This window comes from Paracoccus marcusii (genome assembly GCF_006151785.1).
Classification (GTDB): Bacteria; Pseudomonadota; Alphaproteobacteria; order Rhodobacterales; family Rhodobacteraceae; genus Paracoccus; species Paracoccus marcusii.
This window is the reverse complement of the sequence record NZ_VDDD01000083.1, coordinates 1-15465: the sequence shown is the minus strand read 5'-3', so window position 1 is coordinate 15465 and position 15465 is coordinate 1. Positions and strand designations below refer to the sequence as shown.

At 68.3% G+C, this 15465-nt stretch carries 17 protein-coding genes; 8 read left to right on the top strand and 9 right to left on the bottom strand.

Going from position 1 to position 15465, the window contains the following annotated elements:
- Positions 1-531 (top strand): exodeoxyribonuclease VII large subunit (locus FHD68_RS12930; protein WP_280115173.1); only part of this gene is annotated, 531 nt, incomplete at its 5' end.
- A gap of 2 nt (positions 532-533) precedes the next feature.
- Here FHD68_RS12930 and FHD68_RS12925 read toward each other — a convergent pair.
- Both FHD68_RS12925 and eda read right to left on the bottom strand, forming a co-directional pair.
- A complete protein-coding gene (locus FHD68_RS12925; RefSeq protein WP_127899007.1) occupies positions 534-1730 on the bottom strand; it encodes an MFS transporter in 1197 nt (398 codons plus the stop codon).
- Positions 1731-1732: 2 nt separating this feature from the next.
- The gene (gene eda, locus FHD68_RS12920; RefSeq protein WP_045982919.1) at positions 1733-2374 is read right to left on the bottom strand and encodes a bifunctional 4-hydroxy-2-oxoglutarate aldolase/2-dehydro-3-deoxy-phosphogluconate aldolase; all 642 of its coding nucleotides are present in this window, start codon (positions 2372-2374) and stop codon (positions 1733-1735) included.
- Positions 2375-2635: 261 nt separating this feature from the next.
- Between eda and rpsB the strand changes: the two genes are divergently transcribed.
- The gene (gene rpsB / locus FHD68_RS12915) at positions 2636-3418 is read left to right on the top strand and encodes a 30S ribosomal protein S2 (protein WP_045982920.1); all 783 of its coding nucleotides are present in this window, start codon (positions 2636-2638) and stop codon (positions 3416-3418) included.
- A gap of 84 nt (positions 3419-3502) precedes the next feature.
- Entirely contained in the window at positions 3503-4414 is a 912-nt protein-coding gene (gene tsf / locus FHD68_RS12910) for a translation elongation factor Ts (RefSeq protein ID WP_127899006.1), read from the top strand.
- Positions 4415-4601: 187 nt separating this feature from the next.
- On the opposite strand, the gene FHD68_RS12905 is transcribed toward tsf, so the two are convergent.
- Complete coding sequence (locus tag FHD68_RS12905; protein ID WP_127899005.1) at positions 4602-5360, bottom strand: helix-turn-helix transcriptional regulator; 759 nt, start codon at positions 5358-5360, stop codon at positions 4602-4604.
- Positions 5361-5570: 210 nt separating this feature from the next.
- Here FHD68_RS12905 and FHD68_RS12900 point away from each other — a divergent pair, with 210 nt between their 5' ends.
- Entirely contained in the window at positions 5571-6158 is a 588-nt protein-coding gene (locus tag FHD68_RS12900) for a (d)CMP kinase (protein ID WP_127899004.1), read from the top strand.
- 37 nt (positions 6159-6195) lie between these two features.
- Here the strand turns inward: FHD68_RS12900 and ade are convergent, their stop codons facing one another.
- The 5 genes from ade to FHD68_RS12875 form a co-directional block, all read right to left on the bottom strand.
- Complete coding sequence (gene ade, locus FHD68_RS12895; protein ID WP_127899003.1) at positions 6196-7890, bottom strand: adenine deaminase; 1695 nt, start codon at positions 7888-7890, stop codon at positions 6196-6198.
- A gap of 61 nt (positions 7891-7951) precedes the next feature.
- On the bottom strand, positions 7952-8581 hold the full coding sequence (hisH, locus tag FHD68_RS12890) for an imidazole glycerol phosphate synthase subunit HisH (RefSeq protein ID WP_127899002.1): 630 nt from the start codon (positions 8579-8581) through the stop codon (positions 7952-7954).
- Positions 8581-9168, bottom strand: coding sequence for an imidazoleglycerol-phosphate dehydratase HisB (hisB, locus tag FHD68_RS12885; RefSeq protein ID WP_046001062.1), 588 nt, complete (start codon positions 9166-9168; stop codon positions 8581-8583). The genes hisH and hisB overlap by 1 nt, the downstream gene beginning before the upstream one ends.
- A 45-nt stretch (positions 9169-9213) precedes the next feature.
- Positions 9214-10560, bottom strand: a complete 1347-nt coding sequence (locus FHD68_RS12880) for a TrkH family potassium uptake protein (RefSeq protein ID WP_244297860.1) — start codon at positions 10558-10560, stop codon at positions 9214-9216.
- A complete protein-coding gene (locus tag FHD68_RS12875; RefSeq protein WP_045982927.1) occupies positions 10557-11213 on the bottom strand; it encodes a potassium channel family protein in 657 nt (218 codons plus the stop codon). Before FHD68_RS12875 ends, FHD68_RS12880 begins: the two co-directional genes overlap by 4 nt.
- A gap of 205 nt (positions 11214-11418) precedes the next feature.
- On the opposite strand from FHD68_RS12875, the gene FHD68_RS12870 reads away from it, so the two are divergent.
- The 4 genes from FHD68_RS12870 to FHD68_RS12855 all read left to right on the top strand — a co-directional run bounded on the left by FHD68_RS12870 (position 11419) and on the right by FHD68_RS12855 (position 14470).
- Entirely contained in the window at positions 11419-13188 is a 1770-nt protein-coding gene (locus FHD68_RS12870) for a BCCT family transporter (RefSeq protein ID WP_139085946.1), read from the top strand.
- Between the two features lie 104 nt (positions 13189-13292).
- Positions 13293-13763: a hypothetical protein gene (locus tag FHD68_RS12865; RefSeq protein ID WP_052715294.1), complete on the top strand. Its 471-nt coding sequence runs from the start codon at positions 13293-13295 to the stop codon at positions 13761-13763.
- A gap of 1 nt (position 13764) precedes the next feature.
- The gene (locus FHD68_RS12860; protein WP_045982928.1) at positions 13765-14127 is read left to right on the top strand and encodes a cell division protein ZapA; all 363 of its coding nucleotides are present in this window, start codon (positions 13765-13767) and stop codon (positions 14125-14127) included.
- 43 nt (positions 14128-14170) lie between these two features.
- On the top strand, positions 14171-14470 hold the full coding sequence (locus FHD68_RS12855) for a hypothetical protein (RefSeq protein ID WP_127899000.1): 300 nt from the start codon (positions 14171-14173) through the stop codon (positions 14468-14470).
- On the opposite strand, the gene FHD68_RS12850 is transcribed toward FHD68_RS12855, so the two are convergent.
- Positions 14467-15243: an alpha/beta fold hydrolase gene (locus tag FHD68_RS12850; RefSeq protein WP_127898999.1), complete on the bottom strand. Its 777-nt coding sequence runs from the start codon at positions 15241-15243 to the stop codon at positions 14467-14469. The two genes, FHD68_RS12855 and FHD68_RS12850, sit on opposite strands and share 4 nt — an antisense overlap.
- Positions 15244-15465 lie beyond the last annotated feature (222 nt).

Below are 15465 nucleotides of genomic sequence, written 5' to 3'. Positions count from 1 at the left end.
CGGCAGCAGCTGGCCTCGCGGCCCATGCCCGCGGCGATGCTGCGGCAGTTCACCCACGGCAAGCGCGCCGGGTTGGACCGGGCGCTGATGCGGCTGGAGGGCGCGCGCGCCCGACGGCTGGAGCGTCCGCGCGACCGTCTGGCGCAGCTGCGCCAGCGCCTGGACAATTCACTGGTGCGGGTACTCGCTGACACGCGGCGGGTGACAGCGCAGCAGGGCGCGCGTCTGGCCGATCTGGACCGGCGGCTGGTGGCGGCGATGGCCCGCATCCGCCGTCAGCGGCAGGATGCGCTGGTTCGGCTGGACCGGATGCGGCTGTCCCTGGGGCATGAACAGACGCTGCGGCGCGGCTTCGTGATCCTGCGCGACCCGGAGGGCGGGGTGATCACCACGCCCGAGGTCGCCGCCCGGACCCCGCGGATGGAGGTGCAATTCGCGGGCGACCGCCGCGTGGCCGTGCGCCCCGACGCCACGCCCGAGAAGCCCAAGCGCCGCAAGCCCGCGCCGCCCGAGCAGAAGACCCTGATCTGACCTCAGGCGGGGCGGCGGCGCATGACCAGCCAGAGCAGCGCCCCGCCCGCCAGCGCTAGGAAGGGCAGCATCGCCAGGTTCACCGCGTTCCAGCCCGCGACGATGGACCCGCCCGAACAGTTCATCAGCCCGCCCGACGACAGCGACGCCAGGAACACGCCGCCGAAGACCACGAAATCGTTCATGCCCTGAACGCGGCCGCGTTCCTCGGGGGTATGGGCGCGGGTCAGCATGGTGGTGGCGCCGATATAGCCGAAATTCCAGCCGATCCCCAGCAAAATCAGGGCGATGAAGAATTGCTCTAGTTCCACCCCGGACAGGGCGACGGCGCCCGCGGCGGCCAGGATCGCCAGGCCCAGCCCGACGATCCGCTCCGGTCCAAAGCGCGCGATCAGGTGGCCGGTGACGAAGCTGGGCGCGAACATGGCCAGCACATGCGCGCTGACGATGTTGGCGGCATCCGCCGTGTCATAGCCGCAGCCCACCACCGCCAAGGGCGTCGAGGTCATCACCAGGTTCATCAGCGCATAGGAGACCATGCCGCAGATCATCGCCACGGCGATGGCGGGGGTGCGCAGGATCTGCCCCATCGGGCGCCCCGTGGATGCGCCCGCCACCGGCGCGCGCGGCTTGGGGATGTCCAGGAAGGCGAACAGCAGCGGTCCTGCCAGGTTCAGACAGATCACCGCCAGATAGGTCGCCAGGAACGGCACGGCGGTCAGGTCGCTGGTCATGCGCACCAGCGCAGGCCCGATGATGGCGGCGGCCAGGCCCCCGGCCATGACCAGGCTGATGGCCTTTGGGGCGTAATCCTCGGGCGCGGTGTCGGTCGCGGCAAAGCGGTAGAAGCCCTGCGCCGACATGTAGATGCCGGTCAGCCCAGACCCCACCATGAACAGCGCGAACGAGCCCAGCCACAGCCCCGCCGCCGCGATCGCCGCGCCCAAGGCCCCCGCCGCCACGGCCAGCAGGAACCCCGCCTGCCGCCCGCGCGCCTGCATGAAGCGCGCCAGCGGCCGTGCCGACAGGGTCGAGCCCAGGATGATCATCGACAGCGGCAGCGTCACCAGGCAGGGATGCGGCGACAGGATCTGTCCCGCAAGCCCGCCCACGATGAAGATGACCGACATCTGCGCGCCCAGGATCGCCTGTGCCAGCACGAGGACCGTGACGTTCCTGCGGGCGCGCGCCAGGTCCATGGTCAGCCGCGCAGGGCGGCGGCGGTGCGGGCGCGATCCTCGATCGCCTGCCAGTTGCCGGCGGCCATGTCGGCATCGGTCACGATCCAGCTGCCGCCGACACAGATCACGTTGGGCAGGGACAGATAGCTGCCCGCGTTCTGGGGTGTCACGCCGCCCGTGGGGCAGAAGCTGATGCGGGGCAGGGGGCCCGCCAGCGATTTCAGCGCGGGGGCGCCGCCCACGGCCTCGGCCGGGAAGAACTTGAGCATGTCGAAGCCCGCATCGGCGGCCCGCATCACTTCGGAGGCGGTGACGGCGCCCGGCAGCAGCGGCAGGGCCAGATCCTCGCAGGCGGCGATCAGCCGGTCGGTCAGGCCCGGAGAGACCGCGAAGCTGGCGCCCGCGTCCTTGGCACGCTTGGCGTCATCCGGGGTCAGCACGGTGCCCGCGCCGACATGGCCGCCCGCGACACCGCTCATGGCGCGGATCGCGTCAAGCGCGGCGTCCGAGCGCAGCGTCACCTCCAGCACAGGCAACCCGCCCGCGACCAGCGCACGGGCCAGCCCCTCGGCATGGGCCACGTCCTTGATGACGATGACCGGGATCACCGGCGCCAGCTGGCACAGGGCTTTTGTCTGCCGGGACTGATCTTGGGGGGTCATGGCGGGCCTATCGCTTATGAATGGAACTGCTGCGAACCTGAACCCAAGCCCCGCCCGATGCAAGGGTGCCGCCATGCCGATGTTACCGCTATCTGCAGGAATGCCACAGCGAATCCGCTTGCCTTTCATCCGCACAGGGGCTATCGCGCGCCTACTTCACAGGCAGGGGAGGGCCTTGCGGGACATATCCGCAACGGTCCACCGGTTGGGGCGTCCGCCCTGAGACCCCCTGCCAAGGCGCAAACCGGAAAGGAACTCCTCATGGCGCTTCCCGAATTCTCGCTGCGTCAGCTTCTTGAAGCTGGCGTCCACTACGGTCACCAGACCCAACGCTGGAACCCCCGCATGGGCGAGTTCATCTATGGCGACCGCAACGGCATCCACATCCTGGACCTGACGCAGACCGTGCCGATGCTGGACGCGGCCCTGCAGGTCGTGCGCGACACCGTCGCCAAGGGCGGCCGCGTGCTGTTCGTCGGCACCAAGCGTCAGGCACAGCGTTCCATCGCGGAAGCGGCTGAAAAGTCGGCGCAGTTCTACATGAACCACCGCTGGCTGGGCGGCACGCTGACCAACTGGAAGACCGTCAGCCAGTCGATCAACCGCCTGAAGGCGATCGACGAGACGATGGCCGGCGGCGCCGAGGGCCTGACCAAGAAAGAGCGCCTGCAGCTGGAGCGCGAGCAGACCAAACTGCAAGCCTCGCTGGGCGGCATCCGCGACATGGGCGGCCTTCCCGACCTGCTGTTCGTCATCGACGTGAACAAGGAAGACCTGGCCATCCTGGAAGCCAAGAAGCTGGGCATCCCGGTCGTGGCCGTGGTCGACACCAACTGCTCGCCCGACGGCATCGACTACATCATCCCGGGCAACGACGACGCGGCCCGCGCCATCGCGCTGTACTGCGACCTGGTCAGCCGTGCGGCCCTGGACGGCATGACCGCGCACATGGGTGCGTCTGGCGTCGACCTGGGTTCGCTGGCCGAAGCGCCGGAAGAGCTGCTGGACGAGCCGGCGACCGAAGAGGCCGCAGCCGAGGCCTGATCCGCCCCGGAACCACCCATTCATCGGATTGTCGTCAGGCGGGGATATGCCCCGCCTGACGCGTTGAACAGATAGGAGACGGATATGGCAATCACCGCAGCGATGGTGAAGGAACTGCGCGAGACCACCGGCGCAGGCATGATGGACGCCAAGAAGGCCCTGACCGAGAACGACGGCAACATGGAAGCGGCCATCGACTGGCTGCGCACCAAGGGCCTGGCGAAAGCCGCCAAGAAGGCCGATCGCGTCGCCGCCGAAGGTCTGGTGGGCGTGCAGGTCTCGGGTGGCCGCGGCGTCGCCGTCGAGATCAACTCGGAAACCGACTTCGTCGCCAAGAACGCCGATTTCCAGCAGCTGGTCCGTGACATCACCGGCGTCGCGCTGAACGGCGCGGGCGAGATCGAGGCCCTGAAGGCCGCCGATCTGGACGGCAAGCCCGTCTCGGACGTCGTGACCGGCGCCATCGCCCGCATCGGCGAGAACCTGACCCTGCGCCGCGTGCAGGTCCTGGAAGGCGAGACCGTCGTGTCCTACGTGCACAACGCCGCCGCCGACGGCCTGGGCAAGATCGGCGTGCTGGTCGCACTGTCGGGTCCGGCGGACAAGGCGCAGACCGTGGGCAAGCAGTTCGCGATGCACATCGCGGCGACGAACCCCGTCTCGCTGTCGGAAGCGACCATGGACCCCGCCGCGCTGGAGCGCGAACTGCAGGTCCAGACCGCCAAGGCGCTGGAAGAGAACGCCTCTTCGGCCAAGCCGAAGCCCGAGGCCGTCATCCAGAACAACATCATCCCGGGCCGGATGAAGAAGTTCGTGGCCGAGAACACGCTGCTGGGTCAGGCCTTCGTGATGAACCCCGACCTGACGGTCGAGCAGGCAGCGGCCGAGGCCGGCGTCCAGATTACCGGCTATGCCCGCGTGATGGTCGGCGAAGGCATCGAGAAGAAGGAAGAGGATTTCGCAGCCGAGGTTGCCAAGACCCTCAGCGGCGCCTGATCCTTTCTTGATCGAACGACACGAATGCCGGCCCCCTGGGCCGGCATTTCGCGTTCCGGACCTTGGTGGCGGCGCCCGGCCAAGGCAACCTTGCCGCACGCCGCCTGTTCCTGACACTTGCGTGTCACCACTCACGGAACGCTACGATGTGACGCGGTTTCGGGGGCGGGCGAAACGGTGGAAAACCCTACCCCTGGCCCCCCAGCCTCAGCGAGGCGGCGGCAGGCTGGAACAGCTGATGCGTCACATGGGCCTTGAGCACGGCCTGGGGCGTCGTCTCGACCCCCAGGGCCTCGCGGGCCAAGCGCATGTGCTTTTCCACGGTGGCGGCGGTGATGCCCAAAATCACCGCGATCTCTCCGACGGTCTTGCCGGCCGAGCGCCAGCCCAGGACCTCGCGTTGGCGCGGGGTCAGGGTGGCCTTGGGCAGGTTGCGCTGCATCGTCGCGATGCGCATGTGCATCACCCAGGACAGCACCCGGACCTCGCGGCCCGACCGCGCCCAGGACGCCTGCAGGTTCTGCGCATCGGCACCCCGCCGCGGCATCACCACCACCGCGCCCACGCTGTGGAGGACCTTGTCGCGCAGGCTGATGATGCGGGCATGGCCCAGCCCGTGTTCCGCCGCCAGCCCGAAGGACCGCGACGGGCCGAATTGGTCCTGCAACGCGTCGGACGCGATGTCGCCGTCATTGTCGCGCACCCATTCGACCCAGGGGTCCTGATCCAGATCGCGCAGCCGCTGGGCTTGTTCGATCAGATCGGGGGGTAGGTTGCTGAAGACCACGGGGTTGTCGCGCAACAGCGCCCTGGGCACCGTCAGCATGAAACGCGCGGCATAAAGGGCGTGATCGTAGCCAAGCTGGCCGACCGCTTCCAGAAATACGGAGCGGATGTCGGCAATGGTCGGGGCGTCCAGAAGACGTTCGATAAAACCTGATAACATCTATGTCTAAAACTCAATGCGTTCTTAAAGTCCCATAGGACGGCGCAGCGCAGAGATTGCCAAGGGGTAATGTCGTGAAAATATCGCGATGGCCGGTGATCTGAATATTGCGCGTGGCGGTCCGGGGGCGGGGGTGCTGGACGCGTGACCCCGGGCATGCGAAGGGTGCGGGACATTCCGTTCTCAACGCCAACCGACAGATCGCCTGCCATGCCCTTCATCATCGCCATCGACGGACCGGCCGCATCGGGCAAGGGCACCATCGCCCGCGCGCTGGCCGACCGGTTCGGATTTCACCACCTGGACACGGGTCTGCTGTACCGGGCGACCGGCGCCAAGGGGGGCGATCCTGTCGCGGCGGCCCATTCGTTGAACGCGGAGGATCTGGCCCGCCCGGACCTGCGCAGCGCCGAGGCGGGTCAGGCCGCCAGCCGCATCGCGGCCATTCCCGACGTCCGCGCGGCCCTGGTCGCGTTCCAGCACCGCTTTGCCGCGCAGGACCCCGGCGCCGTGCTGGACGGGCGCGACATCGGCACGGTCATCTGTCCCGATGCGGCGGTCAAGCTGTACGTAGTCGCCTCGGACGAGGTGCGGGCGGCGCGCCGCGCGGCGGAACTGGGCGCCGACCCCGAGGAGATGCTGGCCCAGCTGCGCGAACGCGACCTGCGCGACAGCCAGAGGGCGACGGCGCCGCTGCGCCCGGCCGAGGATGCGGTCGTGCTGGATACCAGCACGCTGAGCATCGACGATGCCGTCGCGCGCGCCGTGGCCGAGGTGTTGCGCGTCCGGGGCGACTGACGGGCCTGGTGCCCCTCCCGCACCGATACCGGCGGGGTCAGGGGGCGATGATCTCGAATTTCGCGACATCGACCATGCCGCGATCGGTGATCTTCAGCGCGGGAATGACCGGCAGGGCCAGGAAGGCCAGCTGCAGGAACGGCTCCTCCAGCGTCGTGCCCAGGGTCCGGGCCGCCTCCCGCAGGGCGATCAGCGTGTCGCGCACGGTCTCGAACGGCTCAAGGCTCATCAGCCCCGCGACCGGCAGGGGCAGTTCCGCCAGGATACGGCCGTCGCAGGCCACGACGAATCCCCCCTCCAGATCGGTCAGCCGGTTGGCCGCCAGCGCCATGTCCGCGTAATCGACGCCCACCACGGCGATGTTGTGATGATCATGGCACAGCGTCGAGGCGATGGCTCCGCGCGCCAGCCCGAACCCCTGTACGAAGCCGGTGGCGATGTTGCCGTTCCGCCCATGCCGCTCGATCACCGCGATGCGGGACAGATCTCGGGCGGGATTGGGGCGCTTGTCGCCGTCCTGCGGCGGGATGTCGTGGGTCAGGTGTTCGGTGATGATCTTGCCTTCCAGGATGCCGATCACCGGGGTTTCCGTGCGGTTGCCGGTGCAGCGGAAATCCTGCGGCGTCACCTTGGGCGCCTTGACCGAGGCGCGGCCCACCGGCGCCACCGTCCCGCGCGCGGCGAAGGCCGCGTCATCGACCACCCGCCCGCCGGTCAGGACCAGCTGCGCGTGGCACTCCTCCAGGCTGTCGATGGCCACGATATCGGCACGCAGGCCCGGCGCGATCAGTCCGCGATCCTTCAGCCCGAAGGCCTCGGCCGCCGACAGCGATGCCGCGCGATAGGCCGCCAGCGGCGATGTGCCAAGCGCGATGAGCCGGCGGATCATGTAGTCCAGATGCCCATGCTCTCCGATGTCCAGCGGATTGCGGTCGTCGGTGCACAGGCACAGATAGGCGCTGGTCGCCTCGGTCAGGATCGGCTGCAGCGCGTCCAGGTCCTTGCTGACCGAGCCTTCGCGGATCAGGACGCGCATCCCCTTGCGCAGCTTCTCCAGCGCTTCCTCGGCGGTCGTGGCCTCATGCTCGGTGCGGATGCCGGCGGCGACATAGGCGTTCAGGTCCAGACCCGTCAGCTGCGGGCAATGCCCGTCGATATGGCCGCCCGCGAACAGGCGCAGCTTGGCGATGGCGGCCGGATCGCGGTGGATCACGCCGGGATAGTTCATGAATTCGGCCAGCCCGATGGCCGAAGGGTGGCCCATGACCTGCGCCAGATCCCCGGCCTCGATCCGCGCGCCGGATGTCTCCATCTCCGTGGACGGCACGCAGGAGGACAGCTGCACCCGCAGGTCCATCAGCAGATGCTCGGAGGCGGCCTGGAAATACCGGATGCCGTCCAGGCCGATGACATTGGCGATCTCGTGCGGGTCGCAGATGGCCGTGGTGACGCCGCGGGGCGTCACGCAGCGGTCGAACTCGAAGGGCGTGACCAGGCTGCTTTCGACATGCAGATGCGTGTCGATGAAGCCCGGCACCAGGATCAGCCCGCTGACATCGATCACGCGGGTGCCGTCGTAATCGCCGATGCCTGCGATGCGGTCGCCGCAGATCGCCACGTCGCCCGTCATCATCGTGCCGGTGATCAGATCGAAGACCCGGCCGCCGCGCAGGATCAGGTCGGCGGGCTGATCGCCCCGGGCCACGGCGATGCGGCATTCCAGATCATCCATCACTCTCTCCTGTCCGTTTGCGGCACATGACCGCAAACGGCGCCGGAGGTCCAGTGACCCCTCAGGGGTTCCAGCGCAGGAAGTTGGCGATCAGGCGCAGGCCCACGGCCTGGGACTTCTCGGGGTGGAACTGGGTGCCGACGATATTGTCGCGTCCGACCACCGCCGTCACCGGCCCGCCGTAATCGATATGCGCCAAGAGATGCGCGGGGTCCGCCACCTGGAACTGCCAGCTGTGGACGAAATAGGCGTGATCGCCGGTCGCGATCCCCTCCAGCACGGGGTGGGGGCGGTCGATGACCAGATCGTTCCAGCCCATATGCGGCACCTTGAGGCCGGGGGCGGCGATGGCGCGGATCTCTCCGCCGATCCAGTCCAGGCCGGGCGTCTCGCGGTATTCATGCCCCGTGGTCGCCAGCATCTGCATGCCGACGCAGATGCCCATGAAGGGCACGCCGCGGGTGATCACCGCGTCCTGGATCGCCTCGGCCATACCGTCCACCTCGCCCAGGGCGGTGCGGCAGGCGGGAAAGGCCCCGTCGCCGGGCAGCACGATGCGGTCGGCACGGGCGGCGACCTCGGGGTCCGAGGTCACGACGACCTCGGCGCCCGCGTCGCGGCCCATCAGCTGGAACGCCTTTTCGGCCGAATGCAGGTTGCCGCTGTCGTAATCGACCAGCGCGACCCGCATCACAGCGCCCCCTTGGTCGAGGGCAGCACGCCCGCCATGCGCGGATCGGGCTCGACCGCCTCGCGTAGCGCGCGGGCGACGGCCTTGAAGGCGGCCTCGGCGATGTGGTGGCTGTTCAGCCCGTGCAGGCGGTCCACATGCAGCGTGATGCCGCCATGCGTGGACAGCGCCTGGAAGAATTCGCGCACCAGTTCGGTGTCGAACGTGCCGATCTTTTCCGACGGAAAGTCGACGTTCCAGACCAGATAGGGCCGCGCCGACAGGTCCAGCGCCGCGCGGACCAGCGAATCGTCCATGGCCAGCAGGAAGCTGCCGTAACGGCGGATGCCCTTCTTGTCGCCCAGTGCCGCGACCAGGGCCTGGCCGATGGCGATGCCGGTATCCTCGACCGTGTGGTGGTCGTCGATATGCAGGTCGCCCTCGGCGCGGATGGTCATGTCGATCAGCGAATGGCGCGACAGCTGGTCCAGCATGTGATCGAAGAAGCCCACGCCGGTCCGGTTATCATAGACCCCGGTGCCGTCGAGGTTCAGCGTCACCTCGATCGAGGTTTCCGAGGTCTTGCGGGTGATGGTCGCCTGGCGCATGGGATGTCCTTCCTGTCAGGGCGCCTTATAGGGGCGGCAGGCGCATCAGCCAAGGTGCACTTGGCCCGCGGGATATCGCACCCGCGGCACCATCCGCGTGGCCAGGAAGAACCCCAGGGTCAGCGGTCCGACCCGGCCCAGGAACATCACCACCATGATGACCGCACGCCCGAATTCGGACAGTTCAGGCGTATAGGCCCGCGACAGGCCGACCGTGCCGAAGGCCGACGACACCTCGAACGCGATGTCGACGAAATCGCCGCCCTCGCTGATCAGCAGCAGAAAGATCGCGGTGACGATGACGGCCGAGGCCATCGCCATCAGCGCCATCGCCTTGAGCACGTCGCCAAGGGGGATGGACCGGCCGAACCCCGTCACCTCGGTCCGGCGGCGCAGGAACGCCCAGGTCGCCAGCAGCATCACGAAGACGGTCGTCACCTTGAGCCCGCCGCCCGTCGAGGTGGGGCCGGCACCAATGATCATCAGGATCATGTACATGAACGAGGTGGAATCCTCCAACCCCGCGATGTCGGTCGAATTGAACCCCGCGGTGCGGGTGGTCACGCCCTGGAACCACGCGACGGTCAGGCGGGCGGTGATGCTGTGATACTGTGCCAGCGTGTTGGGGTTGTCCCATTCCAGGATCGCGGTCATGGCGACGCCGCCCACGATCAGGATGGCGGTGCCGACCATCATCATCCGCGTGTGCAGCGACCAGCCGCGCCAGAACGCGCGTTGGTACAGGTCGGCGATGACGACGTAGCCGATGCCGCCCGCGATGAACAGGACCGGGATCACCACGTTGACCACCGGGTCCAGCGCGTATCCCGTCAGCCCCGGAGAGAAGGTCGAGAAGCCCGAGTTGTTGAACGCCGAGACGGAATGGAAGATCGCATGCCACAGCCCCGGGCCCAGCCCGTGATGGGGCATGAAGGACAGGCACAGCAGCATCGCGCCCGCGACCTCGGCCATGACGACGATGCGCAGGATGGTCCAGACCAGCCGCGTCAGCTTGCCATACGAGGTCTGGTTCAGATCCTCGCGCAGATAGGTGCCCTGGGTGATGCCCAGGGGGCGGCCAAGGGCCGACCAGATCAGCACCGCGAAGGTCATCAGGCCAAGCCCGCCCAGCTGGATCAGCACCGCGATGACCAGCTGTCCCCAGAACGCATAGACCAGTTCTGTGTCGACCACGTTCAGCCCGGTCACCGTCACCGCCGAGGTCGAGGTGAACAGCGCATCCGACAGCGTGATCGGCATGTGCGTCATCGGCGGCAGCATCAGCAGCAGGCCGCCCACCGCGATCAGGGTCAGGTACCCCACCGCCAGCACGGCCGGCGGGGGCGTGCGCGCCAGCCAGCGCCGCAGCGCCGAGGGGCGGGGCCGCTTCACAGCCGGTCGCCGAAACCGGTCAGGTCCACCCGCTTGCCCAGCAGCAGCAGGCGGTCGTTGGCCTGCAGGACCGGGTCCTCTCCGCGGATGTCGCGATATTCGGTGCCGCGCATCATGCCCAGGATCTCGATCCCCGGGCCGGGGTTCAGCTGCGACAGGGTGCGGCCCGACAGGCGGTGCGGGATCATCAGGTTCACCACCGAATAGCCGTTGCCCAGGCTGACATAGTCCTGGACGGCCGGGTTGTTCAGCATCTGCGCGGTGTGGCGGCCCATTTCCAGCCCCGGCATGACGACGCGGTCGGCGCCGATCTTGGACAGGATGCGGTGATGGGTGCGGTTGTCGGCCTTGGCCCAGACCGTGCCCACGCCGACCAGCCGCAGGTTCATCGCGGCGATCACGTTGCTTTCCAGGTTGTTGCCGATCGACACCAGCCCCACGTCATAGCGGTCGACGCCCGCCTCGCGCAGCGCGCCTTCGTCGGTGGCGTCCAGGATCAGCGACGCGGGCAGCTGTTCGGCCAGCGCCGCCACCCGCCGCGGGTCCTTGTCGATGCCCATGACCTGGTTGCCGAAGCGCGCCAGTTCGGCGGCCACGACGCTGCCGAAGGCGCCAAGCCCGATCACGACAAAGCTGCGGTTCACTTTTCCCATCGGGTCCTCGCCACGGCGCAAAACGCGAATGCTTGGTCACGGTTGCCGGCAAAGTCAACGGTCGGGCCGGGCAGGCCGGTGGGAACCAAATGTCCGGCAGTGGCCTTTCTGACCGAAATGTGAGAAGGAGTGAGCCTCCGCGGCGGATTTCCGCCAAGGGTCCAAGGACCTGCCACCCGTTCGAGACCAAATCTGAAAGGGACAGATGTCACAAACACCACCGAAAGGTCCGGGAACGCCGGGCACCCCCCGCGACCGGACGCGCGAACAGGACGCCCTGAGCGGCCGTTACCCGTCCCATGCCCCCAAGGCCCCGCCGCCCAAGGCAGAGCCTGCACCCGCCCCCGATGACGGCATCGAGCCGCTGCCCGAGCCCGAAGGCCCGACAGAGATCATCGAGACCGACTATACCATCGGTCAGGACAACATCGAGCATCAGGGCAAGGTGCCCTTCGACATCCACAACCCGGTCTTCGGCATCTCTGCCGCGGCGGTGGTGCTGTTCACCGTTGCCACGCTGATGTTTCCCGGCCAGCTGGAACCCCTGTTCGGGGGCATCCGCGACGGGCTGACATCGAACCTGGACTGGTTCTTCATGCTGGCCGGCAACGTCTTCGTGCTGTTGTGCCTGGCGCTGATCGTGTCGCCGCTTGGCCGGATCCGTCTTGGCGGACCCGAAGCCACGCCCGATTTCAGCCTGACCGGCTGGTTCGCGATGCTGTTTGCGGCGGGCATGGGCATCGGCCTGATGTTCTATGGGGTCAGCGAACCGCTGGGCCATTTCGAGGCCGCGTTGGGCGGTCCGGTGACCGAGGGGGGCGTGCGCACCGACTGGGCCCCGCTGGGCGGCGCCGTCGACGACCCCGAGGCCGCGCGCCGCATCGGCATGGCCGCGACGATCTTCCATTGGGGTCTGCACCCCTGGGCGATCTATGCGGTGGTGGCGCTGGCACTGGGCCTGTTCGCCTATAACAAGGGGCTGCCGCTGACGCTGCGCTCGGTCTTCTATCCGATCTTCGGCGAACGGATCTGGGGCTGGCCGGGCCACATCATCGACACCCTGGCGGTGCTGGCCACGATCTTCGGCCTTGCGACCTCGCTGGGTCTGGGCGCGGAACAGGCGATGGCCGGGCTGGCCTATCTGTTCGGGTTCCAGAACACCGGCCTGAACAAGATCCTGCTGATCGTCGGCATCACCTTCGTCGCCGGGGCCTCGGTCGTCCTGGGCGTGGAAAAAGGCGTCAAGCGCCTGTCCGAGCTGAACATGATCCTGGCCATCGTGCTGCTGATCTTTGTCATCGCGGTGGGGCCGACCATGGCCATTCTGGGCGGCTTCTTCAGCAACCTGGGCGCCTATGGTGCGGAGCTGATCCCGCTGTCGAATCCCTTCGGCCGCACTGACGACAACTTCCGCCACGGCTGGACCGCGTTCTATTGGGCATGGTGGATCAGCTGGTCGCCCTTCGTCGGCATGTTCATCGCCCGCGTCAGCCGCGGCCGCACCGTGCGGCAGTTCCTGATCGCGGTGCTGATCGTGCCGTCGCTGATCTCGATCCTGTGGATGACGGCGCTTGGCGGCACGGCCATCGACCTGACCGTCAGCGGCTTCTCGGGCATCCTGGATGCGCCGCTGGAACTGGAGCTGTTTACCATGCTGGGGCAGCTGCCCTTGGCCTCCATCACCTCGCTGGTGGGGATCGTGCTGGTGATCGTGTTCTTCGTGACCTCGTCGGACAGCGGATCGCTGGTCATCGACACGATCGCGGCGGGCGGCAAGATCAACGCCCCCGTCCCGCAGCGCATCTTCTGGGTCGCCATCGAAGGGGCGGTCGCCATCGCCCTGCTGGTGGGCGGCGGCCTGGTCGCGTTGCAGGCGATGGCGGTGTCGACGGGCTTTCCCTTCGCCATCGTGCTGCTGGGCGCGTGCTATGCCCTGGTCAAGGGCCTGATGGCCGAGCATCGAGAGCTGCGCTGACCCCTGGATAATCGAAAGGAACGGGCGGGTTTTCCCGCCCGTTCTTGTCTTACCGGGCCCGCAATGCGAAAACGTCTTTCAGACGCCACCAAAGGATCCGCGCCATGAGCGACATCACTGCCAGCGAACGCAGGCTGCGCGCCGCGCTTGACCGGATGGATAAGATGCTTGACGTGCCCCCACGTCCGGCCGAAGCGGCGGCACCAGCCCCGTCCAGCGCCGCCGATGACGGCGCCCTGGCCGAGCTGCAGGCCCGTCTGGACGCCGCGACGGAACAGGCCGCGGGCCTGTCCGCCGCCAACGAGGAACTGATCACCGCCAACCGCGACCTTCTGGAGGCGCAGGAGACCGGCGGCATCGGGGCCGACGAACAGATGGCCGCCCTGCAGGCCGAACTGTCCGCCCTGCGCGCCGCCCGCGCCGCCGAGATGGCGCAGATGAGCGAGATCATGGCAGAGCTGGAGCGCCTGCTGGCCGACGAACCGCCGATCCTGGACGGCGCCGTGCCGGACGAGGCCGGGGGCGATGCGGGCGGTCTGCCCGAGGATCTGCCGCCCAACCATGAGGAGCGCTGACATGGCCGAGGTCGAATTCACCATCGGACACAAGGAATACCGCGTCGGCGCCGCCGATGGCGAGGAACGCCTGCTGCAACGCGCCGCCGCCATCCTGGACGGAGAGGCGCGCCAGATCCTGGAACAGGCCGGTCGCGTCCCGGAGCCGCGCCTGCTTCTGTTGGCCGGGCTAATGCTGGCCGACCGTTTCGCTACGCTGGAGGATCGCGCCGAAAAGGCCGAACGCCACATCAATCGGCTGCAGCAGAACCCGCCCCGCGTCGAGGTTCCAGTGATTCCCTCTGACCTGCGAGAGGCGATGGCCGAACTGGCCGCCCGCGCCGAATCGCTGGCCGACCGGCTGGAGGAGCAGCGGCAGGATTAACCTGCGGTTAACCTTGCCGGGCGATGATGGGGGCATGATGCGCATGACCGTCCCCCTTGTCCTGATGCTGGCCCTGTCGGGCTGCACCACCCCGTCGCCCGGCTTTCTGGCCGCCGCGCGTCAGGACGTGACGGTCGACGGCATGCGCTTTGCCGTCTATCCCCGCGGGACCGAGGCGCAGGTAATCAGGCTGGACCGCCTGCGCCGCGCCGATCGCGGCCGTATGCCCGACCTGATGATGCGCGCGGCCGCCCAAGCCACCGGATGCCGGCCCATCGACAACAGCCTGACGCCGCAGGGCGGCCCCCATTCGGCCGTCGCACTGGTCGATCTGCGCTGCTAGCGGCCGTCGCCCAGAAAACTGACCAGCGTTTCGGCCACGGCCTCGGGCGCGTCGGCATGCAGCCAGTGCCCGGCATCCTTCAGCGTGACGATGCGCACCTGCGGAAAATGGGCGCGCAGGGCGGCCTCTCCGGCATCGGCGACATAATCGGACCGCGCCCCGCGCAGGGCCATGACCTTGCCGGGAAAGCTGCCTTGCGGCAGGTCGTCGGGCCAGCCCACGATCTGCGGCATCGCCGCGCGCAGCGCGGGCAGGTTCAGCTTCCACGCGGGCGGCGTGGCCTTGAGGTCCAGGTTCTGCAGCAGGAACGCCCGCACGCCCGGTTCGGGCACGTCCGCGGCCATCGCCGCATCGGCCTGGCTGCGACGGGTGATCGCGGACAGATCCAGCGCCTCCATCGCGTCGATATAGCGGGTCTGGTCATGGTCGTAAGCGACGGGCGCGATGTCCATGATCACCAGCCGCCGCACCAGGTCGGGCTGCGTCAGCGCCAGCACCATCGCCGCCTTGCCGCCCATCGAATGGCCGACCAGATCGACCCGCCCGCCCAGATCGCCGATCAGTCGGGCCAGATCGCCCGCCAGCGCGGCATAGTCGGCATCCATGTCCTGGGGGCTGTCGCCGTGGTTGCGCAGGTCGACCGTGACCACGCGGCGCGTCTGTGCCAGCCTGCGGGCCTGCGCGCCCAGGTTGCGGCCCTGGCCGTACAGTCCGTGCACCAGCAGGACGGGAAGGGCGCCTTCGGGGCCCGCGACGGTGTGATTCAGCTTCATGCGGGCAGCTTACGGCGTCTGGCGCGCGGCTGCCATCCCGTCTATCCTGACCCGATGATGCGCAAGGGTCACAGCTTCGAAGACATTCCCGTCATGGCCGACGAGATCGCGGTCCTGATCGCGTCCCGGTTCGGCGGCGCCCGGCGCGGCGAACGGCCGCCGCTTTCCGTGATGCTGAACCGCCGCGGGGGGGCGCTGCCGGCGCGCCTGCGCCGTCGTGCG